Below are 17,032 nucleotides of genomic sequence, written 5' to 3'. Positions count from 1 at the left end.
GGTGAGGCAATCCGCGATCATGGCTGGCGCGGCAGCTGTATTCGCGCTGACCGTGACTCTCGTTTTGGCGAACCCGCCAGACGCCGGTGCTCTGCTGTTCGATGCCGGTTGGCGCAACGGTGTGTTCGGACTAGCCATGGTCGCGCTGGTGCCACTCATCCTGACCGTCCAGATTGGAATCGGCACCGCTTGGGCGCGTCGTTTCGGATACGATGCGAAGTCCTCCGAGCTCTGGTTCTTGTGGCTGTGCGGAAGCGCCTGGCTCAGTCTGATCGGGGTTGTTCTTGCTGTCGCCGGACTCATTAATCCTTGGGTCGGTGGTGCTATTCTGGTTCTCGGCGCCGGCTATGCCGCTGTCTCCGGCGCTGTCACCGATGCGGCCCAGCGCCTGTTACGCTGGGCCAGGCTGGCGGATGTCAGCGCCGACAGATCTGCATTTGCTGCGATTCGTCTCGGTATCGTCCTCGCGCTTGTCTTCATCGGCATGCGGGCAGCGACAGGTGAGCTCAACGATACCGACGTCGTCCAGTTCTACTGGGGCTGGCTCAATGAAGTGCGACATTTGGGTGGTGTGAAGCTTTCGCCTGACTTTCCGCTGATCCAGGATTTTACCGCCGGGCGTGGCAACGGCACTTACCTGTTGGCCGCAGGCGTTGCGCCTGGATTGGTGAGTCATGTGGTGTCGGCTGCATATTGCATCATGTTTGCGATGCTGCTTCGTGCCTTCATCCTGCAAATCGCAGCGGATGTGCCCGAGCCATTCCGGCGGCTGTCGATCCTTGTAGCCGAGGTGGCCAGTCTTGCGACCCTCTGGATGCTGCCGGGGGCAGTGGCTTTCGGCAAGTATCACTTGCAGTTTGCGGCGTGGGCGCTGGGCTTCCTGCTGGTCTGCCTTCACATCTCCAGCAGGGATGACAACGCTGCGCGCAGAGAGCGTCTCCTGGTGTTGCCGCTGGCTTTTGCAATTCCAATCGGACTTGCACAATTCGAGGCTTTCATCGCGCTGCTCGTCGTCGTTGCGGTGGCGGTTGCGCCGCATCCCTGGCTGTCCGCGCGCCGGTTGTTGCCGATTTTGCTGGCCGGTTGCGTCGGAGCGGGCATCTCCCTGTTTGGCAACTGGCTCTTCCTAGGGATTCCCGATCTCAATCCGTTTCCGCTGTTCGAACGATTTATCAACGGCTCGCGCTTCGATCTCTGGACCAGTCGATTGCAGCAACACTACATCAACTACGTCAATGGTGGCGTACTGACGCTGAATAGCGACGATGGTGTGAGTACGCTGCGCGAGCTGCGGACACTGATAAACGAGCTTCGAAACAATTGGCTTCCGATCTCGCTTGGCTTTGCAGGAGTGGTTGCTGCAGTCATGATCGCTAGCGTACCGATCGGGTGGCGATCGCTTCGGCATGGTCTCTTTCTGCTGTTGGGCGCGATCCTTGGCTATGGGCTCTATCGCGGGTCGTTATATATCACGCTGAGCGATCTTGCTCTCTCGCCCACGGCCAATCGTGCAGCGCTTTATGGTGTCGCGACCGTGATCTATCTGTTGGCCATCCGTGCTCTGGGGCGTCCGGCATCCAGCAGCTATTTGCTGGGCCTGCTCGGCTATTGGTTGGTTTGCACAGTGTTCATTCTAGCATTCCATTCCGGCAGCATGGAGCGGCTGATGCGTCATGTGGACGCGATCGGCGTCTCGTTGGTGCTGCTGGCGATGGTTTGTGTGATGGGCCGGCTGGCGAGGCCTGGCCTTTTCCTGCCGTCGGCCTCGGTGAATGCGAGCGCTGGCGTGCCCGTCCTGCTGGCTATTGGCATCGCCTTTTCGTTGCGTGCTGCCGTCCCGACCGCCGCTGTGGACCCGCCGCGTCATCTGCTGGCAAGCACACTCGGCCTGCAGGGACGCGCGCATGGACTCACTCATCCGATGGCACAATTCGGGCGGTGCGATGAGATTGCGCGGAGTGTTCCCGCCAGCGCCCGGGTTCTGTTCCTCAATGCCTACACGGCGATGGCCTATTGTAACAACGCAGTGCTGCTGCCGCGCGCCATGGTGGTGACGCCGCACGAATCCGATTTTGCGCGTGAGCTCGCGACCTCGTCATTCGCAGATGCGGATACCGTCGAACGCAGCCTGCGCCGCTTGAACATCAACTACTTTTTGTTCCTCAAGCACGATTTCGAGTTCTGGGCATCAGGCCTTTCCGCGCCCTTCCGTCCCGGAGAGTTTGAGCGTCGGTTTGATTTGCTCGCAGAGACTCCATCCTTCTATGTTCTGACTTGGCGTGGAGGCGGCAAGCCCATGCCCGGGGAGGCTGTCACAGCGATCTCCGAGCTGCGACGCTTCGCCATCCAGCAGGCCGGTTTCATGTTGCAAAACGAGTTTATCGGTCAATGGCGCATCATGGCAAATCTCCGCGCTGACCGGCCGAAGTATCAATTCGGCACGCAGCTCGATTTCAGCGCCAAAGGGTGGTCTGCGCTCTATGCCGATCATGGTTGGTATGCGGCCGAACCGCACGGGACGTGGTCAATCGGTCCCTACGCTGTGCTGACGTTACCTCTGGCCAGGCCGGAAGCGGGGCCGATGCGCCTGACCATGGATCTGATGCCGTTCCAGATACCGCAGCTGCCTACACGTACGGTCCGTGTGAAGGCCAACGGGGTTGACGTGGCGACATGGAACTTCAAGCTCGGCGAGGACTATCATGAGCGGTCCATCGATCTTCCGCCGGGCATTGGGCTCGATCCGCGTGGCGTTGTCCTAACCTTCGATATCAGCGACAGCGTCTCGCAATATGCCCTCGGATTGAACAGGGATTGGCGACCGGTCGGTTTTTCCGTACGCAGCCTGGTGCTTGAGCCGATCGCGACGAACTAGATGATGCCCCGTAGGCGGGCTTTGAGGATGCAGGCGAGGGCGGCCGCATCTTTGATATCGCCGTTGTCCGCCATCTCGATCAGCCTGACTGGCGATACCGTTTCGATCGCGGCAATGCCTTCGGCAATTTGCGGTGTGCCGACCTGTGCAATTGTCGCTGCGAACAAATGGATGCTGGCGCTGGAGAAAGCCGGGTAGGGATATACGTTTCCGAGCGTTTGAATAACCGGATCAATTGCTCCGATTTCCTCCTCCATCTCGTGGAGGGCGGTGGTCGTTGGATCTTCACCCGGCGAGATACGCCCGCCCGGAAACTCCCACGCCCATTCGCGGGTGGCATGACGGAATATCCGGATCAATACGACAGAGCCGGCAATCATTGGCATAATCACGCAGCCGGCCTCGCCAATGTGGCGGTTGTAAACACCCAGTGAGCCGTCGGCGAAACGGACGGCATCGCGCGTCAACATGCCCAGATAGGGATCGGCGGCGAGCACACCGACGCGAAGATCCGGGAATGACAGGTTATGTTGCTTGCGGCGAGCGTCTTCCTGGTGCTGCGCTGCGGCGATATCATCATCATTGGTGAGGATCGCAACCGGGCTGTCGTCGGGATCGCGAAAACAGTCGGGGCGCTGCTTTTGCAACAGGCGATAATGTGCGAGGCTAGCTGCACTTGATCCCAGTTTGTCGCTCATGACGCCTTTGCCCCGATTGGATCTCCGTCGCGCTGCGACGGCTATCGTTGCGGCCGTGCCTGCAGTGCCTCGGCATAGACTGCAGCCATCCGCCTCCTGAACACAGATTGATCGAATTCGCCTAGCGCGCGGGCCCGGCCAGCGGCGCCCAGCCGTGTGGCCAATGCCGGATCATCGAGGATTCGATTCACCGCGGTTGCCAGTGCAGCCGCGTCGCCGGGAGGGACTGTCAGTCCTTCCAGGTTATGCCGGGCCACCAGCGGCACCGTGGTGGCCAGGCTCGTATTGACGATAGGCAGGCCCGCGGTCATCGCCTCCACCTGCGCGATTCCGAATGCTTCAGCTTCGGTGACCGAAGGAAATGCGAAGACGTTGGCGGCGTGGAAAAGCCGCCGGATCTCGCTGCGCTCCAGGCGACCCGCGAAACGGACGCGATCGGCGACGCCGAATTCGCCGGCGAGCTGCCGCAGCTCCGTCAGCAGTGGCCCTTCGCCAATGATCGTGGCCTCTGCATCGATATCACGCATCGCGCGGATCAGTACGTCGTAGCCCTTGTAGCCGACGAGACGGCCCAGCGAAACAATGTGGCGCGGTGTTGTGCGTTTGATGTCCGCGACCTGATTGCGATCGCTGTCGCCAAGTGTCGACCAATAATCCAGATTCATGCCATAGGGCATGACGACACATTTGGCAGCATGGCGCCGAAGAAACTCCGATTCCTCGATCATTGATTGCCCGGACACGACGATACGGTCGGCGCGAGCCAGTACATGGCGGATCAGCGGCGAGATCAGTCGCTTCAGCAGGGCGTAGCCGATGATGTCAGCATGCCAGTACACAATCAGGCCGACGTGGTCGGGCAGGCCCAACAGGATTGCGGCGTCGGTCAGCGGTAGCGGCGCGTGATGAATGACCACATCGGCGCTGCGTGCGCGTCGCAAGAAAGCCGGGATGTAACCGGGTGCCAAGGGCGTGGAGAACAGCGTGCCGAGCGATCCGACCGCTTCGACGGGGACGCCGTCGATGGTGCTCTGACGTGCCACGCCTTTGCGTCGCGCGCAGAGGATCGACTGGCTAATCGCGGGATCTGGTGCTTCGGCGAGGCTCGACATGACGGCGGGAATGCCGCCCTCGATGTCAGGTCGGTAAATTTTATACGCATGGAGGATACGCAAGTCGTCGCCCCGAATCTTCCTCGTAGCCCCGGCGCCAATAGATGCTATTGGCCCCGTGATGCCGTTGGCAATGAGCGATCGCGGCGCTGGTGGGGCGGCCAGACCGCTTCACTCGTGATGATTGAAAAACCGGAAGCCGTGCTTCTTCACCAGCTCGTCGCGTTCGGCGAGCTTGAGATCTTCGCGCATCATCTCGCTGACCAGATCGCGGAATGACGTTCGCGGCGACCAGCCAAGCTGACGCTTCGCCTTGGAGGCGTCACCGAGCAGAGTCTCGACTTCTGCCGGGCGGAAATAGCGCGGATCGATGGCGACGATGCACTTACCGGTCTCGACATTATAACCCTTCTCGTCGACGCCTTCGCCTTCCCAGCGAACGCTGATACCGACTTCCTCGGCAGCATACCTGACGAAGTCGCGCACCGAATGTTGTTCGCCGGTGGCGATGACATAGTCTTCCGGTTTCTCTTGCTGCAGCATCAGCCACTGCATTTCGACGTAATCGCGGGCGTGACCCCAGTCGCGCTTGGCGTCGAGATTGCCCAAGTGCACACGATCCTGAAGTCCAAGCTTGATACGCGCCAGCGCGCGGGTGATCTTGCGCGTCACGAAGGTTTCGCCACGCAGCGGCGACTCGTGATTGAACAGGATGCCGTTGCAGGCATAGATCCCGTAGGACTCACGATAATTAACTGTGATCCAGTATGCGTAGAGTTTGGCGACCGCATAAGGCGACCGCGGGTAGAACGGCGTGCTTTCCTTCTGCGGAGTTTCCTGGACGAGGCCGTACAGCTCTGACGTCGAGGCCTGATAGAAGCGGGACTTCTTCTCAAGTCCCAGGATGCGCAGGGCTTCGAGTATGCGCAGCGGGCCGAGCGCGTCGGAATTCGCGGTGTATTCCGGCTCTTCGAACGAGACAGCAACGTGGCTCTGCGCCGCTAGATTGTAGATCTCGTCCGGCTGAACTTCCTCGACGATCCGGATCAGGCTTGAGGAATCGGTCAGGTCGCCGTGATGCAGGGTGAAGTCGAGACCCTGTTCGTGGGGATCGTGATAGAGATGATCGATACGATCGGTATTGATCAACGACGTCCGTCGCTTGATGCCGTGGACGGAATAGCCCTTGGTCAACAGTAGCTCGGCGAGATAGGCGCCGTCTTGGCCGGTAACGCCCGTGATCAATGCGGTCTTTTTGGTCATGAAGAGATGATCTCGTGATGCATCGGCCAGACTTTATCTCTCAACAAGCGGAAACTGTCGATTTTCGCTCGAATGGACGGAGCGATAAGGCCGGATTTCCTGCCTTTTAAGGCAGATTATATGCGGAATCAATGCGTCTAGCTTCGATTTCGGAACCGGCGCCACAGGTCCCGCAGACCAATTCTCATTTCTGGCGAGATATGTCCGTTCCAGCGCCTGGCGGCCTTGAGCATGACGATAATCATCCGTAGGGCGAACCAGCGAGGGGACTTGTGACGATCGATGCGCTCATCGATCACGGCATGTGCATAGTTCCATAACCAGCGATCAGGAACCGTGCCGAACAGCGTCTTCTGCATATCATTGATCTCGCCATGCACCTTGAGCCGTGCGCCCAGTGTCTTGTTCTCGGCATAGAGCCGGGAGCCTGCGAGTTTCTCTTCCAGATAGGCGAAGCGCACGCCGGCCTTGCCGAGGCGCAGCCAGAATTCATAGTCCATGCAATAGTTGAGTTGCTCGTCGAGCAGGCCATGTTTTTCAACAACGCGTCGGCGAAAGAACGCCGCTGGCTGGCATATGAAACACGTATCTCGCAGCCGTTCGAAATTCCACGGTTCGGTTGGATACGGCTCAAAAGCATAGTCCACGAGATCGATATGATCGGCCATGCCGTAGATCACGTCGACTTCGGGATGAGCCTCGAAATAGGCGGTGACGCGGGCGATGGCATTCGGATAGTAGATATCATCGGAATTGAGCCAGCCGATGATTTCACCATCGGTCGCGCGAATGCCCTTGTTGACGGCGTCGGTCTGCCCCTTGTCCTTTTCCGAGATCCACTTGATGCCGTTGCCGAAGCGCTTCAGCACCTTGACGGTATCGTCAGTGCTGCCGCCGTCGAAGATCACATGGTCGATATCCGCTCCGTCCTGCGATGCGACACTCTCCAGCGTACGCTGGATGAATTGCCCCTGATTGTACGACGGCGTAACAACGCTAACTCTCATGTGGAAGTGCTTTCCGGAAACAGCGAAATGAATGAACCATCGCTGCCAACGATCTCGCACTTCTTTAGAATGGCGGCCAGTTCGCGCTGATCGTCGCCAGCTCCCGTAAGCGCCGGAATGAAGGCGGGTGCAAGTTCGATGTCAAAAGAGCCGCCTGTCACCGACATCGGTACTGATAGCCTTCCATCCTTACCGCGCGGGACTGTGATTTCGGATTTGATGTTGCCGTCCTGACAAATTCTCATCCTTACTTTTGATACCGGCGCCCAATCTGGAACTAGAATTTCAAGATTCAACGTTCTGTTCTGAGTTGAGCTGGACACCTGAACTTTCGGATTCGGGCCGACCCAGCCATCCGGATAAACACCGACCAGCAGGTTCGGTTTGAATTCGAGCCCCGCTGCATGCTGGAACGCTTCCCAGTACTGTTCAGCCATCAGTTTAGAATCCGAGAATTGCGTCGCGCGCAGCTCGCCAGCACGCACCAATCGTGAGGTGAGCTCCTTGTCATGGGCGAGCGCAGTCAGCGCGCGGGCGATGTCGTCGGGCACCCGCGGGTCGAATAGAATGGCGGCGTCACCGGCGACTTCCGGCAGTGACGTCACGTTGCTGCAGGCGACAGGAACGCCGGTGGCCATTGCCTCGATAACGGGCAGGCCAAAGCCCTCATACAGGGAGGGGAAAATCACACCGACGCTGTTAGTGATCAGCGTGAGGAGTTCAGCATTGGCGAGATAACCGGGGAAGAGGACATAGTTGCCCAGTCCGAAGCCTTCCGCGGCTTCCTTCAGCCACTGCTGCCGCGCGCCCGGTGCGCCCGTACACACCAGGCGGATGTTGTTATCAAGTCCGTTGCTGCGCGCGATGCCGAATGCCGTCAGCAGCATCTCGTGATTCTTGTGCTTCCAGAAATTCGCGGGGTAGATTAGATACTGTCCGGGCGTAAGCTGGAGCCGATCGAGGACTGCCTCGTCTCGTGCCGCATTTCGCAGACTATGTTGCGAAATATGGAGATGTACTGTTCGGATTTGGGCGGGATCCAGCTTTCCATATTTGATCGCTACCTGCCGTGAATATTCCGAGATTGAAACAAGCATGGTGGAACGTCGCGCAGCATCGATGAAGGTGCGGTCGCGCTGCGCAACGTCGGCTGCGGGAAAGAACTCCGGGTACGTCTTGTACTGCAGATCGTAGATGACGCTGACTGTCGGAATGGTCATTTCGAAGTAAGTCGGCGCGGTGAAGGGACAGAACAGCAGATCAGCGCTCAGCTCGCGAACGATCGCGGACTGTGCGTTTCGCCGCAACATGGGCTTCAGACGATTGAGAGATCTTTGCGCAATTCGCCTCGGCCGTTCCGGCAAGTAACGAAGAAGGCGGGAGGATATGCGGTTTGCGAGTGAACGCAGGGCGGGTGGATTGCTGAGGTCGAGAACCATCAGGCGCCGGACGTTCTCGCGGTCAAGCGCGGCGAGTTCCTCATGCGCCGCAGCTTGCGTCAGCAAGACAAACTGCGTCTGCGGCGCGCGCTCCGCCAGCCGGCGCAGGAGTTCCAGCACGAATACCTTTGCGCCGCCGTTCTCGCCGCCGGGAAGAACCGGTGTCAGATCGACCACGATCGTGCGGAGCTCTTTGGTATCGTCAGCCTGCAAAGCTACCTGTTGAGTTCTTGAAATCTGCTTCACCGTACAAGTCACTTAAGCCATGAAGGATGGGTCAAACGCCAAGTCCAATGACGTTGCATTTTTTGGATTATTGCCAGCCGGGCGGCGCTGTCGCGCTTGCATGCAATTAAATTGCGTTCCAACTCATGCATGGCATTGAGCCGCGCTTCGGCATCAGTCTGGGCACGAACAAGCGGGAACACTTCAAAATCATCAAACGTATTGGGCGGAATCGAAAAATGATGCCTTAAACCAACATGTTCGTTTGCCAGGTAGAAGCGGTTGACGCCGTCGAAATACACAAACACATATCCGGCCGAAAGAAGCAGCGGCTCCCATTCGGCGTGGGATTCCACGCGGGTTTGCGGCACCGTCGCCTCGGCCAGAATAACAGTAGGCCGAAATCGCCGAAGATCGAGGCCCTTGAGGACTTCAAGTTCCCAGCCTTCCACATCGATCTTGAGAAAATCGATCGTCCGCCCGTCGCAATGCTCCGCCAGCAGATCGGTTAATGGCACAACCTTGACGACGCGCGATGCAACGGTCGTACCTTGCTTGTTCGCGTTCTCATGGACACGAGGGTCGAACGAGGACAGCTCGCCAACATCGAGTTCGAGGAACTCAGCTTCCGAGGCCATTGCGCCGACGCCGCAATCCAGATTGATATCACGCGGCCGATCAGCCACCAAGCGATCGAACAGCTGTTTGTTGGGCTCGATATTCAGGCCGCTCCAGCCGAGATCGTAGAACCACTTGGTGACGCTGAGATTGATCGGATCGGCAGCGCCGACATCGACATAGAAGCCGGTTTTGCGGCCAGCAAAGAGGCGCGCGAGCATCACGTCTTCAAAATTCTGGGCATAGGAGATCAAGCGCGTTCCTCGGGTGGAAAGTGAGATTGAGACCGTCCACATTCGTGGGTCTTAGCCTAAATCCATTCTAAAAGCATAGAGCCTCCACGAAACCGATGATGGGTCGTTGTGGATGCTGCGAGGGGTCCTTGCGGGCAGTTCTGGAGCGATTGCGACGTCAGCGTAAAGGCTGGGAGGTTCGCTGGATTCCGTAATTCACCATCCGCAGGATCATCGGACGAGAATCCGCGGTACCCGGCGGCGGCGTAGTGGGGGCGTCGTCGATGCCGATGCTGATGAAGCTCCTGCCGGCGGTCACGTTGATCGGAAGCCGATTCTCGCCTGCCGTCACCTCGATGGCGCGGGAACCTGCGTGGTCTTTGATGGTAGCATGAAACAGTTCCGCGCCTATGGGAGCCCGTGACCCAGGCTGCAAGCTGGCGTCGAGAGTTGCTAGGCCCGGCTGTGCCGTCACGACCAGCAACTCTGTTGTTTTGCCGCCGAGCCAAATTCCACCGGGTTCAAAGCCATTGGGATTGATGACGTCGGCTAGGACGACCCAGTTGGCGTCATTGATCTCCCAAAGGCTGTAAGCGTTGCCGTCCCAGATCCGCCTGGCACCCCAGACTGATGCACGGATCGCGTCATTGCGGTCCGTTACGATGTAGCGGATTGAGGCGATATCGATTGGCTTGGCACGCTCCATGAACGGAATAACGTGGGCCTGCGCCATATAGAGGCGATAGGGCGCAATCAGCACCGGCGGGTCAGACAGATAAAATACGGCCCATTCATTGGCGAGATCGTCGCGGGATGCGAGCAGGGTCGGCGCATGCTGAACGATGGCATTGATCTGCTGAGCCTCACGATAGGCTTGCTGCTGCAACGCGTTGTGCTTGAATCGGATGACATTAGCCTGAACGACGGTACGATCGATCGCAATGGCTAGTGTCAGGGTCGTGACAACAGTGGTTAACGATAGTCGCCGGGGTAAGCGGGGTTTCAACCAGCGCGTGAGCCCGATACCGCCGGAGACGGCGAGAAAACCGAGCATCCAGGAATTGATGCTGACAATTTTATACGTCGCATAGCTGTAATGCTCGCGAAAATTGAAATGAAACAGCGCTGCAGCCACGGCCAGGAGCCCGATAATGACCGCCCAGCGCCGCCGTTCCAACCAGGCGCCGAGCAGCGCAAGGGCGCTGAGCAGGGTTCCCAGCAGCCACGGAAGAGCGATCAAGCGGGTCTGTGGAAATTCGCCGCCCATTGCCCATAGGGTGTCTGGAAGTCGCGAGGCGGTCAGCAGACCGATAAAATAGCCGTCCCCCGGTCGCGCTGTCGCGGCTGTAGTCAGGGCATACTGACCCTTAAGCATTGTCATCAAAGCGCCCAGTCCGGGCCAGGCCAGAACAATCAGAATGGGCACCGCGATGCAGGTCACCAGAAGCGCCCGGCCGATCGCCGGCCCGAGGCGCAGCCGGGGCGAGATGACGAACGTCATCGCGATCACGACGCCGATGAATGCCAGCTCCACATACGCAAACAGGGCCGCGGCACTGAACAGCCCGATCATGACGCCTGCTGTGACCAGGTTAATTTTGTCACTCGCACGCAGCGCGAAGGTTGCAATCATTGGCAACAGCGGCAGCAGCAGGAGTTGATCGAAGTTTCCGGCAAAGACGATGTTGGCTGGCCAACCCAGGCCTGCCAACAGGGCGAGGCACAGTGCAGCTTCCGTCCGTTCGAAAACGCTGCGGGCAAAGGCGATCAAGGCAGTCGCGTTGGTGAACAGCAACAACAGACAGAACAGAGTCATTGTCTGATCTGCCTTGATGCCTCCGAAGCCATAAGCAAAGTGCGCCAGAATGGCGGATGATGCGTTGCGGGTATTCATCAAATGGGAAGCATACTGATGCAGCGCCGACAGTCCGCCCTCGGTTCCTCTGGCAACGGTGGACAGATAGTCGGAGACCATGGCGTAGGACCAGGGATCCGCATAGGTCGAATTGACGAAGTCGGCGATGCCGAAGCGCAGAGTCGCTGGCATGATAACGAAGGGCAGGACACCTGCAGTGATCCAAAGCAGAACCACGTCGTGCTTTGTTTCGCCTGCGGCGGCCACGTGACTATGGATGGACCATCGCAGCGCCACACCCAGCGCAGCCAGAACCAGAGTTCCAATCCAGATCGGACCGAAGATAGTCCGCAGCGAAATTGAGGCCCATGCGGCGCCCGATAGCACGGTGATCCACAGTGCGAGCGTGACGGCCGGTCCGGCGAAGACTGCAGCGGACCAGCGGTGCCGGCCGAATCCCAGCAGATGCAGAAGCGCGTAGCCGGGCCAGGGCATCAGCAGAAAGGTCGCCAGTACGATGAGCGCAGAGGGCAGGGGATGGGACAGGCTGGCGCTGAGCATGAAGTATCGGGGTCCGGCTACGGGGTAGGCGGTCTTAGATCACATCGCCGCGGTTGGTAAGGGCCGGGACGTCTCGCTGCATGCTTCCAAGCCTATTTTTCGACTGATTAGAAGCCTGTGTATAGCCTTTTGCTTCAGGCAGTTGCGTTGGACAAACGACCCGGAATAGTGGACAGGCAGTGCATCAAGGCAATTTCAACACGAAGTCGCCTGCGCCGCCCATCCAAAACGGGTTTTGAGGTGATCGAACTAAGCGGAACTAGCATGTCGATCGTGCAATTTGCCCTGACCGGCCGTGTCGTGTTCGTTGCCCTGGTCAGTTGCTTTGCGGTTGGCGTTCCATTCGTCATCCTGGCAACTTCGTATTTCCGGCTGAAGGCTGGTGCTCGGGATGTTTGGATTTACGCGCCACTGGCTGGTGCGGGGCTCATCGTTCTAATCAGCCAAAATCTCGTGTACCTCGACGTCACGATTGCCATTTCCGCCGTCCTGATCTGGCTGGCGGCGGCGGCGGCTTGGATTTACGTGCTGTCACGGAAAACAGTGCGGGTTATGCTGTTTCCGTTGCCACACGCCACTCTTGGCCTGGGCCTGATTGTCTATTTCACTCACGGCGTCGGGTTGGTCCAGCTCGGAGCAAGCAGCTATTTCGGTTACGGCTGGGTCGACCAGTTCAACTACACGTCTCTGGCACAGTTTTTCGGCGATTTTCCATTCCATTCCACCGCCGCCGACCAGGGTTTCCTCCAAGTGGCGCAGTATTTCAAGAACGACAGGATCGGCCAATCGGTTCTGCACGCGTTCCTGATGGTATCCTCTGGTGTCGACGCCCAGCAGAGCTTCGGGCCGACGATTCTACTGGCGCCTTTTCTGATGTTCTTCAGCTTTCTCGCGCTGGCCAGCCGGTTTGCCGCGTTCTCTCCGGTGTCCTGTCTTGCTGCTTTGGCCGGTGCGCTCAGCCCCGCCATCGCAACCATCCATCTTGAAGGCTTCCTCTCGCAGGCGCTGAGCGTGCCGTTCATATTGCTATGGCCTGTCGCGGTCGATCGATTGATCGAGCGGCCGGACTGGCGATCGGCGCTGATCGCCGGCGCGCTGCTGTCGGTGATTGCGGCCGTTTATACGGAGTTGATGTCGATCGCGATTGCGATTGCGATTATCTGCGCCGTGGTGAAGGGCGTTCTCAGCCTCACATTTATCCGCGCTTGGCTGCCAGCCAACTTCATCTCGGCCCCAACCGGCTCGTCTCGCGCGATACTGTTCATGTGGATTGCCGCCGCTGTTCTCATTGCCTTCACTGTCAACTTCGAGCTTTTGATTCGGCCGGGCATTTTTACCCGTATTGCATCTGGATCTGTCTTCGGTGAGATCTATCCATGGGCATACAAACCTGAGGGGCTTGTCCGGCTTTGGCTCGGCAATCAGGTCGCATTGCCATCCAAGTGGATTGTCCAGACAATCATGTGGGCGATGTTTTTGATGATCGCCTGCAACGCGATCGGGCTCATCAGTTACAGCTTCAGATCGTTTTCGGCACTGACATTGGCTTTGGCGATGTTGATGTGCGTGCCGCTTGGCCCTTTCATTCTCGGAAAAGGTTCGGGATATCCATACCAGTTCTACAAGCTGTTGCTCATCGTGTGGCCTCTGCACGTGTTTTGGCTTGTGATGGGAACGAAGTTGTTCAACGAGTACCATGCCAGTTTGAGGCATAATGCTTCTGCGCTTGGTGCGACGATGGTCGTGCTCTGCGGGTACCTGGTCATCGGTCTCACCAATGCGTCCGCCAAAGCATCGACCGTTGCGTCTACGCATCGTGGCGGCGCTCATCTCCTGATGGATCCGGATTTTCAGAGCGTCAGGCGATACCTGGAAGCGCTTCACGGACGCGACGTGCTGGTGCTGTGGTCCGATGACGACGTCGGCGGAGGGGAGTTCCGGACGTCTTGGTTCAATTACTTTGCGCGTGATAATCGCGTTCGGTCCCTAGTCCCCATAGTGGGTAGCACGCGCCACAAGGAGCAGCTGACAGACGCTGATCTCGTGCCGATCTCGTCGGCTGCCATCGTCAGCTGGAAAAAGATCGATGGCATGGAAAAGCGGTTGATCTTCGCCAACTCACTGGCATTTATTTATGAGACGAACTCACAAGAGGATATGAAGCATATTCTCGATCAAGCTCGGATCACCGTATCGCGCACTTTCGTACTCTCGGTGGACAAGGAAATTGATCTCGCCAACTGGTACCCGCTCTGGGTGGCAGGCGAGCCCGGCAATGCGTCGCTGCTGACCATGAAGTTTGGCGAGTTCAATGAATTCCGATATGACCACTGGGGCTACCCGGCGGTACGTCTGAAGCCGGAGGGTAACTGCCGGGGCAAGACGATAAACCTAAAATTTGAACTGATGCTGCATGACAAGCGGTTGCGGCTGACGTGCAACGGCAATGTGGTGGAGGTCGATATACCGTTGCCTTCGTCCCGCTTGAGAAATTCGGAAGGTGGACGCTTGGGCTGGAATGCCGGCATTTCGTCTCTTGAGGGCAAATACCCGCTGGCCGAGAGCTTTCCGGGCGTAATCCGGGATGTGTCGCCGAATTGACACTTAGTCTGGGGAGGCCGCTGGTCCGGTCCATTTTTGCGTTTAATGCGGTCTCCTTGTTCACTATAGGGTTCACCCACGTGGCGTGACTGGATAGGGTGCGGCGCGAAAATCCGTTTTTTGAGGATTGCAGCGGACAGCCCGGTTGACGGTGCGTGTTGCGCAATCAGAGGATGCTTAATGACGATGCCGTCGCTGAAGCCCGACATACCTTCTCCCGTCGACCTATCGATCGTGGTTCCGGTCTATAAGGAAGCTGGCAACATCAAACCGTTCCTGGAGCGCACCGAAGCGGTGATGGCCCGCATGGGTGTCAGCTATGAGATCATATTCTCGCTCGACCCGTCGCCAGACGACACTGAGTTGGTGATCCTGCGCGAGATCGAGCGCAATCCTGCCGTCAAGCTGCTTCTGTTTTCGCGTCGTTTCGGCCAGCCGGCGGCGACCATGGCGGGCATTCTGAATTGCACTGGCGACAAGTGCGTCGTGATTGATGTCGATCTGCAGGACCAGCCTGAGATGATCGAAAAGCTTCACGCCAAGATGGCTGAAGGCTTCGAAGTCGTCTATGCCATGCGTTCCTCGCGTGAGGGAGAGACGCTGATCAAGAAGGCTGTCTCGTATTTCGGCTATTCCGTCATCAATCGGTTGAGCGACGTTCAGATTCCGCGCAATACCGGCGATTTTCGCATCATGTCGCGCCGGGTGATCGAGGAGCTTCGCCAGCTATCGGAAACCCATGGCTTCCTGCGCGGCATGGTGGCCTTTGTCGGGTTCAAGCAGGCTGCTGTGCTTTACAGCCGGGATGCTCGTCTCACGGGAACCGGAAATTACAATCGTTTGGTCGGTTCGCTCAAAATCGGAATCAACGGCCTGGTTGGTTTCAGCAGCCGGCCGCTGCAGATAATGTCGATGGCCGGCTTTGTCGTTGCCGCGATCAGCTTCCTGATTGGATTCTGGTATCTGCTGCAGAAAATAGTGGGAGTGGACTTGACCCCGGGTTTGCCGACGACCGTGCTGGTCGTGTCGTTTTTCTCAGGCGTGCAATTGTTGGCGCTGGGCCTTGTCGGCGAGTATATCGGCCGCATTTATGATGAAACCAAGCGCCGGCCGATGTATATCCTTGACAAGAAGATCAATTTTTCGGGCTCCGGGCCATTCGCCGATCCGGCGGCTTCCAGCCTTCATGTTCACACAGAGCAGCTGTATTGACGATGAACCAAGTCACGTTTCCGCCTGTTTCCGCCGGCGAAGAATCTCCTGTTTGGAGCGGAAGCGGCTTCGAGCGCGGTGGTCAGACAACGCGCGTCCTTGCCTACGAGGTCGGCGATTCCGGCTGGTCCGACGAACTCACCGAGCTTCATGAAAGTGCTACCGAATCCGGCACCCATTTCATCGACATGGCGTCGCGACGGCATGCCGTCAACGAGCTGAAGCGTGCACTTGGTTCACAGCCGGCGTCGATCATGGAAGTCGGTTGTTCGGCGGGCCATCTGCTGGCCGATATGCGCCTGGCATTGCCAAATGCCAGGCTGACCGGTGGCGATTACACGCTGGGCACGCTCGTGAAGCTCGGCGCCAAGATGCCGGACATTCCGCTGGTGCGTTTCAATCTCGCCGATAGCCCGCTGCCATCGAATACGTACGACGCAATGGTGTTGCTCAACGTTCTCGAGCATATCGAGGACGATGTTGCGGCCGTGCAGCATATCGCGCGCATGCTGAAGCCCGATGGCGTTGCCGTGATCGAGGTTCCCGCAGGGCCTGAATTGTTCGACGACTACGATCGCGAACTCAAGCATTTCCGTCGCTATACGCTGCCGGGACTGTGCAAGGTGATCGAGAACGCGGGACTTCGGATCGAGCGCCGAAACTATTTGGGCGCGTTGATCTATCCCGCATTCTATCTGGCGAAGAAGCGCTCGCAAAACAGCCCGAAGCCCGCGGCTGAGCGCGAGGAGCACGTCGCAAAAGCAATTGGTGCGACGTCCAGATTGAATCCGATCGGACATGCTGTCATGGCCCTGGAAGAGATGATGTCGCGCGCCATAGAGTTTCCACGCGGCATCCGCTGCGTAGTGACGGCCCGGAAAATTGCCTGATGCGAGTCGGACTGATCACCGAGTTCTGGCGATTGGCCCGCTTTTCACTGGTCGGGGGCATTGCGACCGCCGTCTACGTGCTAGCTGCGCTGATTGCAGTCGAGCTGGCCGGTGCAGGTCCAATCATGGGCGCAACTCTCGGCTTCTGCGCGTCGTTTGCGGTATCGTATATCGGCCATTTCCATTTCACATTCGTCGTGCCGGGCCGCTATCGCGATTACATATTGAAGTTTGCTGTGAGTTCGGTGGCTTCTTTTCTGGTGAGCACGCTGGCGATGTGGCTTGCGACCAAACTTCTCCAGATAGATTACCGGATCGCGTTGATCGTCATTGCGGTCATCATCCCAATCTGCAGTTACCTGGTCAATCGCTTCTGGGTCTTTCTGCATCCTGCCGAGCCGGCGTCGTCCGATCGGCCATTGAAGACGATTTGAGAACAGGAT

At 58.2% G+C, this 17,032-nt stretch carries 12 protein-coding genes; 5 read left to right on the top strand and 7 right to left on the bottom strand.

What is annotated here, in order from left to right; translation table 11 throughout:
* Nucleotides 1-19 precede the first annotated feature (19 nt).
* Entirely contained in the window at nt 20-2,875 is a 2,856-nt protein-coding gene (locus A4A58_RS27550; RefSeq protein ID WP_068738279.1) for a hypothetical protein, read from the top strand.
* Here A4A58_RS27550 and A4A58_RS27545 read toward each other — a convergent pair.
* From A4A58_RS27545 to A4A58_RS27515, 7 genes are all read right to left on the bottom strand, one after another.
* On the bottom strand, nt 2,872-3,573 hold the full coding sequence (locus tag A4A58_RS27545) for an NUDIX hydrolase (protein ID WP_068738277.1): 702 nt from the start codon (nt 3,571-3,573) through the stop codon (nt 2,872-2,874). The two genes, A4A58_RS27550 and A4A58_RS27545, sit on opposite strands and share 4 nt — an antisense overlap.
* 41 nt (nt 3,574-3,614) lie before the next feature.
* Entirely contained in the window at nt 3,615-4,748 is a 1,134-nt protein-coding gene (locus A4A58_RS27540) for a glycosyltransferase (protein WP_068738275.1), read from the bottom strand.
* Nucleotides 4,749-4,856: 108 nt separating this feature from the next.
* Complete coding sequence (gene gmd, locus A4A58_RS27535) at nt 4,857-5,948, bottom strand: GDP-mannose 4,6-dehydratase (protein WP_068738273.1); 1,092 nt, start codon at nt 5,946-5,948, stop codon at nt 4,857-4,859.
* A 137-nt stretch (nt 5,949-6,085) separates the two neighbouring features.
* The gene (locus A4A58_RS27530; RefSeq protein ID WP_068738271.1) at nt 6,086-6,955 is read right to left on the bottom strand and encodes a glycosyltransferase family 2 protein; all 870 of its coding nucleotides are present in this window, start codon (nt 6,953-6,955) and stop codon (nt 6,086-6,088) included.
* Nucleotides 6,952-8,640 carry a glycosyltransferase family 4 protein gene (locus A4A58_RS27525; protein ID WP_204378213.1) on the bottom strand — a complete coding sequence of 563 codons (1,689 nt, stop codon included), beginning with the start codon at nt 8,638-8,640 and terminating at the stop codon, nt 6,952-6,954. The genes A4A58_RS27530 and A4A58_RS27525 overlap by 4 nt, the downstream gene beginning before the upstream one ends.
* 8 nt (nt 8,641-8,648) lie before the next feature.
* Nucleotides 8,649-9,491, bottom strand: a complete 843-nt coding sequence (locus tag A4A58_RS27520) for an FkbM family methyltransferase (RefSeq protein ID WP_068738269.1) — start codon at nt 9,489-9,491, stop codon at nt 8,649-8,651.
* Between the two features lie 157 nt (nt 9,492-9,648).
* On the bottom strand, nt 9,649-11,886 hold the full coding sequence (locus A4A58_RS27515) for a hypothetical protein (protein ID WP_068738267.1): 2,238 nt from the start codon (nt 11,884-11,886) through the stop codon (nt 9,649-9,651).
* A 264-nt stretch (nt 11,887-12,150) separates the two neighbouring features.
* Here A4A58_RS27515 and A4A58_RS27510 point away from each other — a divergent pair, with 264 nt between their 5' ends.
* The 4 genes from A4A58_RS27510 (at nt 12,151) to A4A58_RS27495 (ending at nt 17,023) form a co-directional block, all read left to right on the top strand.
* Nucleotides 12,151-14,487 carry a hypothetical protein gene (locus A4A58_RS27510; RefSeq protein ID WP_068738265.1) on the top strand — a complete coding sequence of 779 codons (2,337 nt, stop codon included), beginning with the start codon at nt 12,151-12,153 and terminating at the stop codon, nt 14,485-14,487.
* 180 nt (nt 14,488-14,667) lie between these two features.
* Nucleotides 14,668-15,699 (top strand): glycosyltransferase family 2 protein, encoded by a 1,032-nt coding sequence (locus A4A58_RS27505; RefSeq protein WP_204378212.1) that lies wholly within the window; start codon nt 14,668-14,670, stop codon nt 15,697-15,699.
* A gap of 2 nt (nt 15,700-15,701) precedes the next feature.
* Nucleotides 15,702-16,589 (top strand): class I SAM-dependent methyltransferase, encoded by an 888-nt coding sequence (locus A4A58_RS27500; RefSeq protein WP_068738263.1) that lies wholly within the window; start codon nt 15,702-15,704, stop codon nt 16,587-16,589.
* Entirely contained in the window at nt 16,589-17,023 is a 435-nt protein-coding gene (locus A4A58_RS27495) for a GtrA family protein (RefSeq protein WP_068738260.1), read from the top strand. Before A4A58_RS27500 ends, A4A58_RS27495 begins: the two co-directional genes overlap by 1 nt.
* The last annotated feature ends 9 nt before the right edge of the window (nt 17,024-17,032 follow it).

The organism is Tardiphaga robiniae, from assembly GCF_001618955.1.
Lineage (GTDB): Bacteria > Pseudomonadota > Alphaproteobacteria > Rhizobiales > Xanthobacteraceae > Tardiphaga > Tardiphaga robiniae_A.
This window is presented reverse-complemented; position numbering and strand designations above follow the sequence as displayed.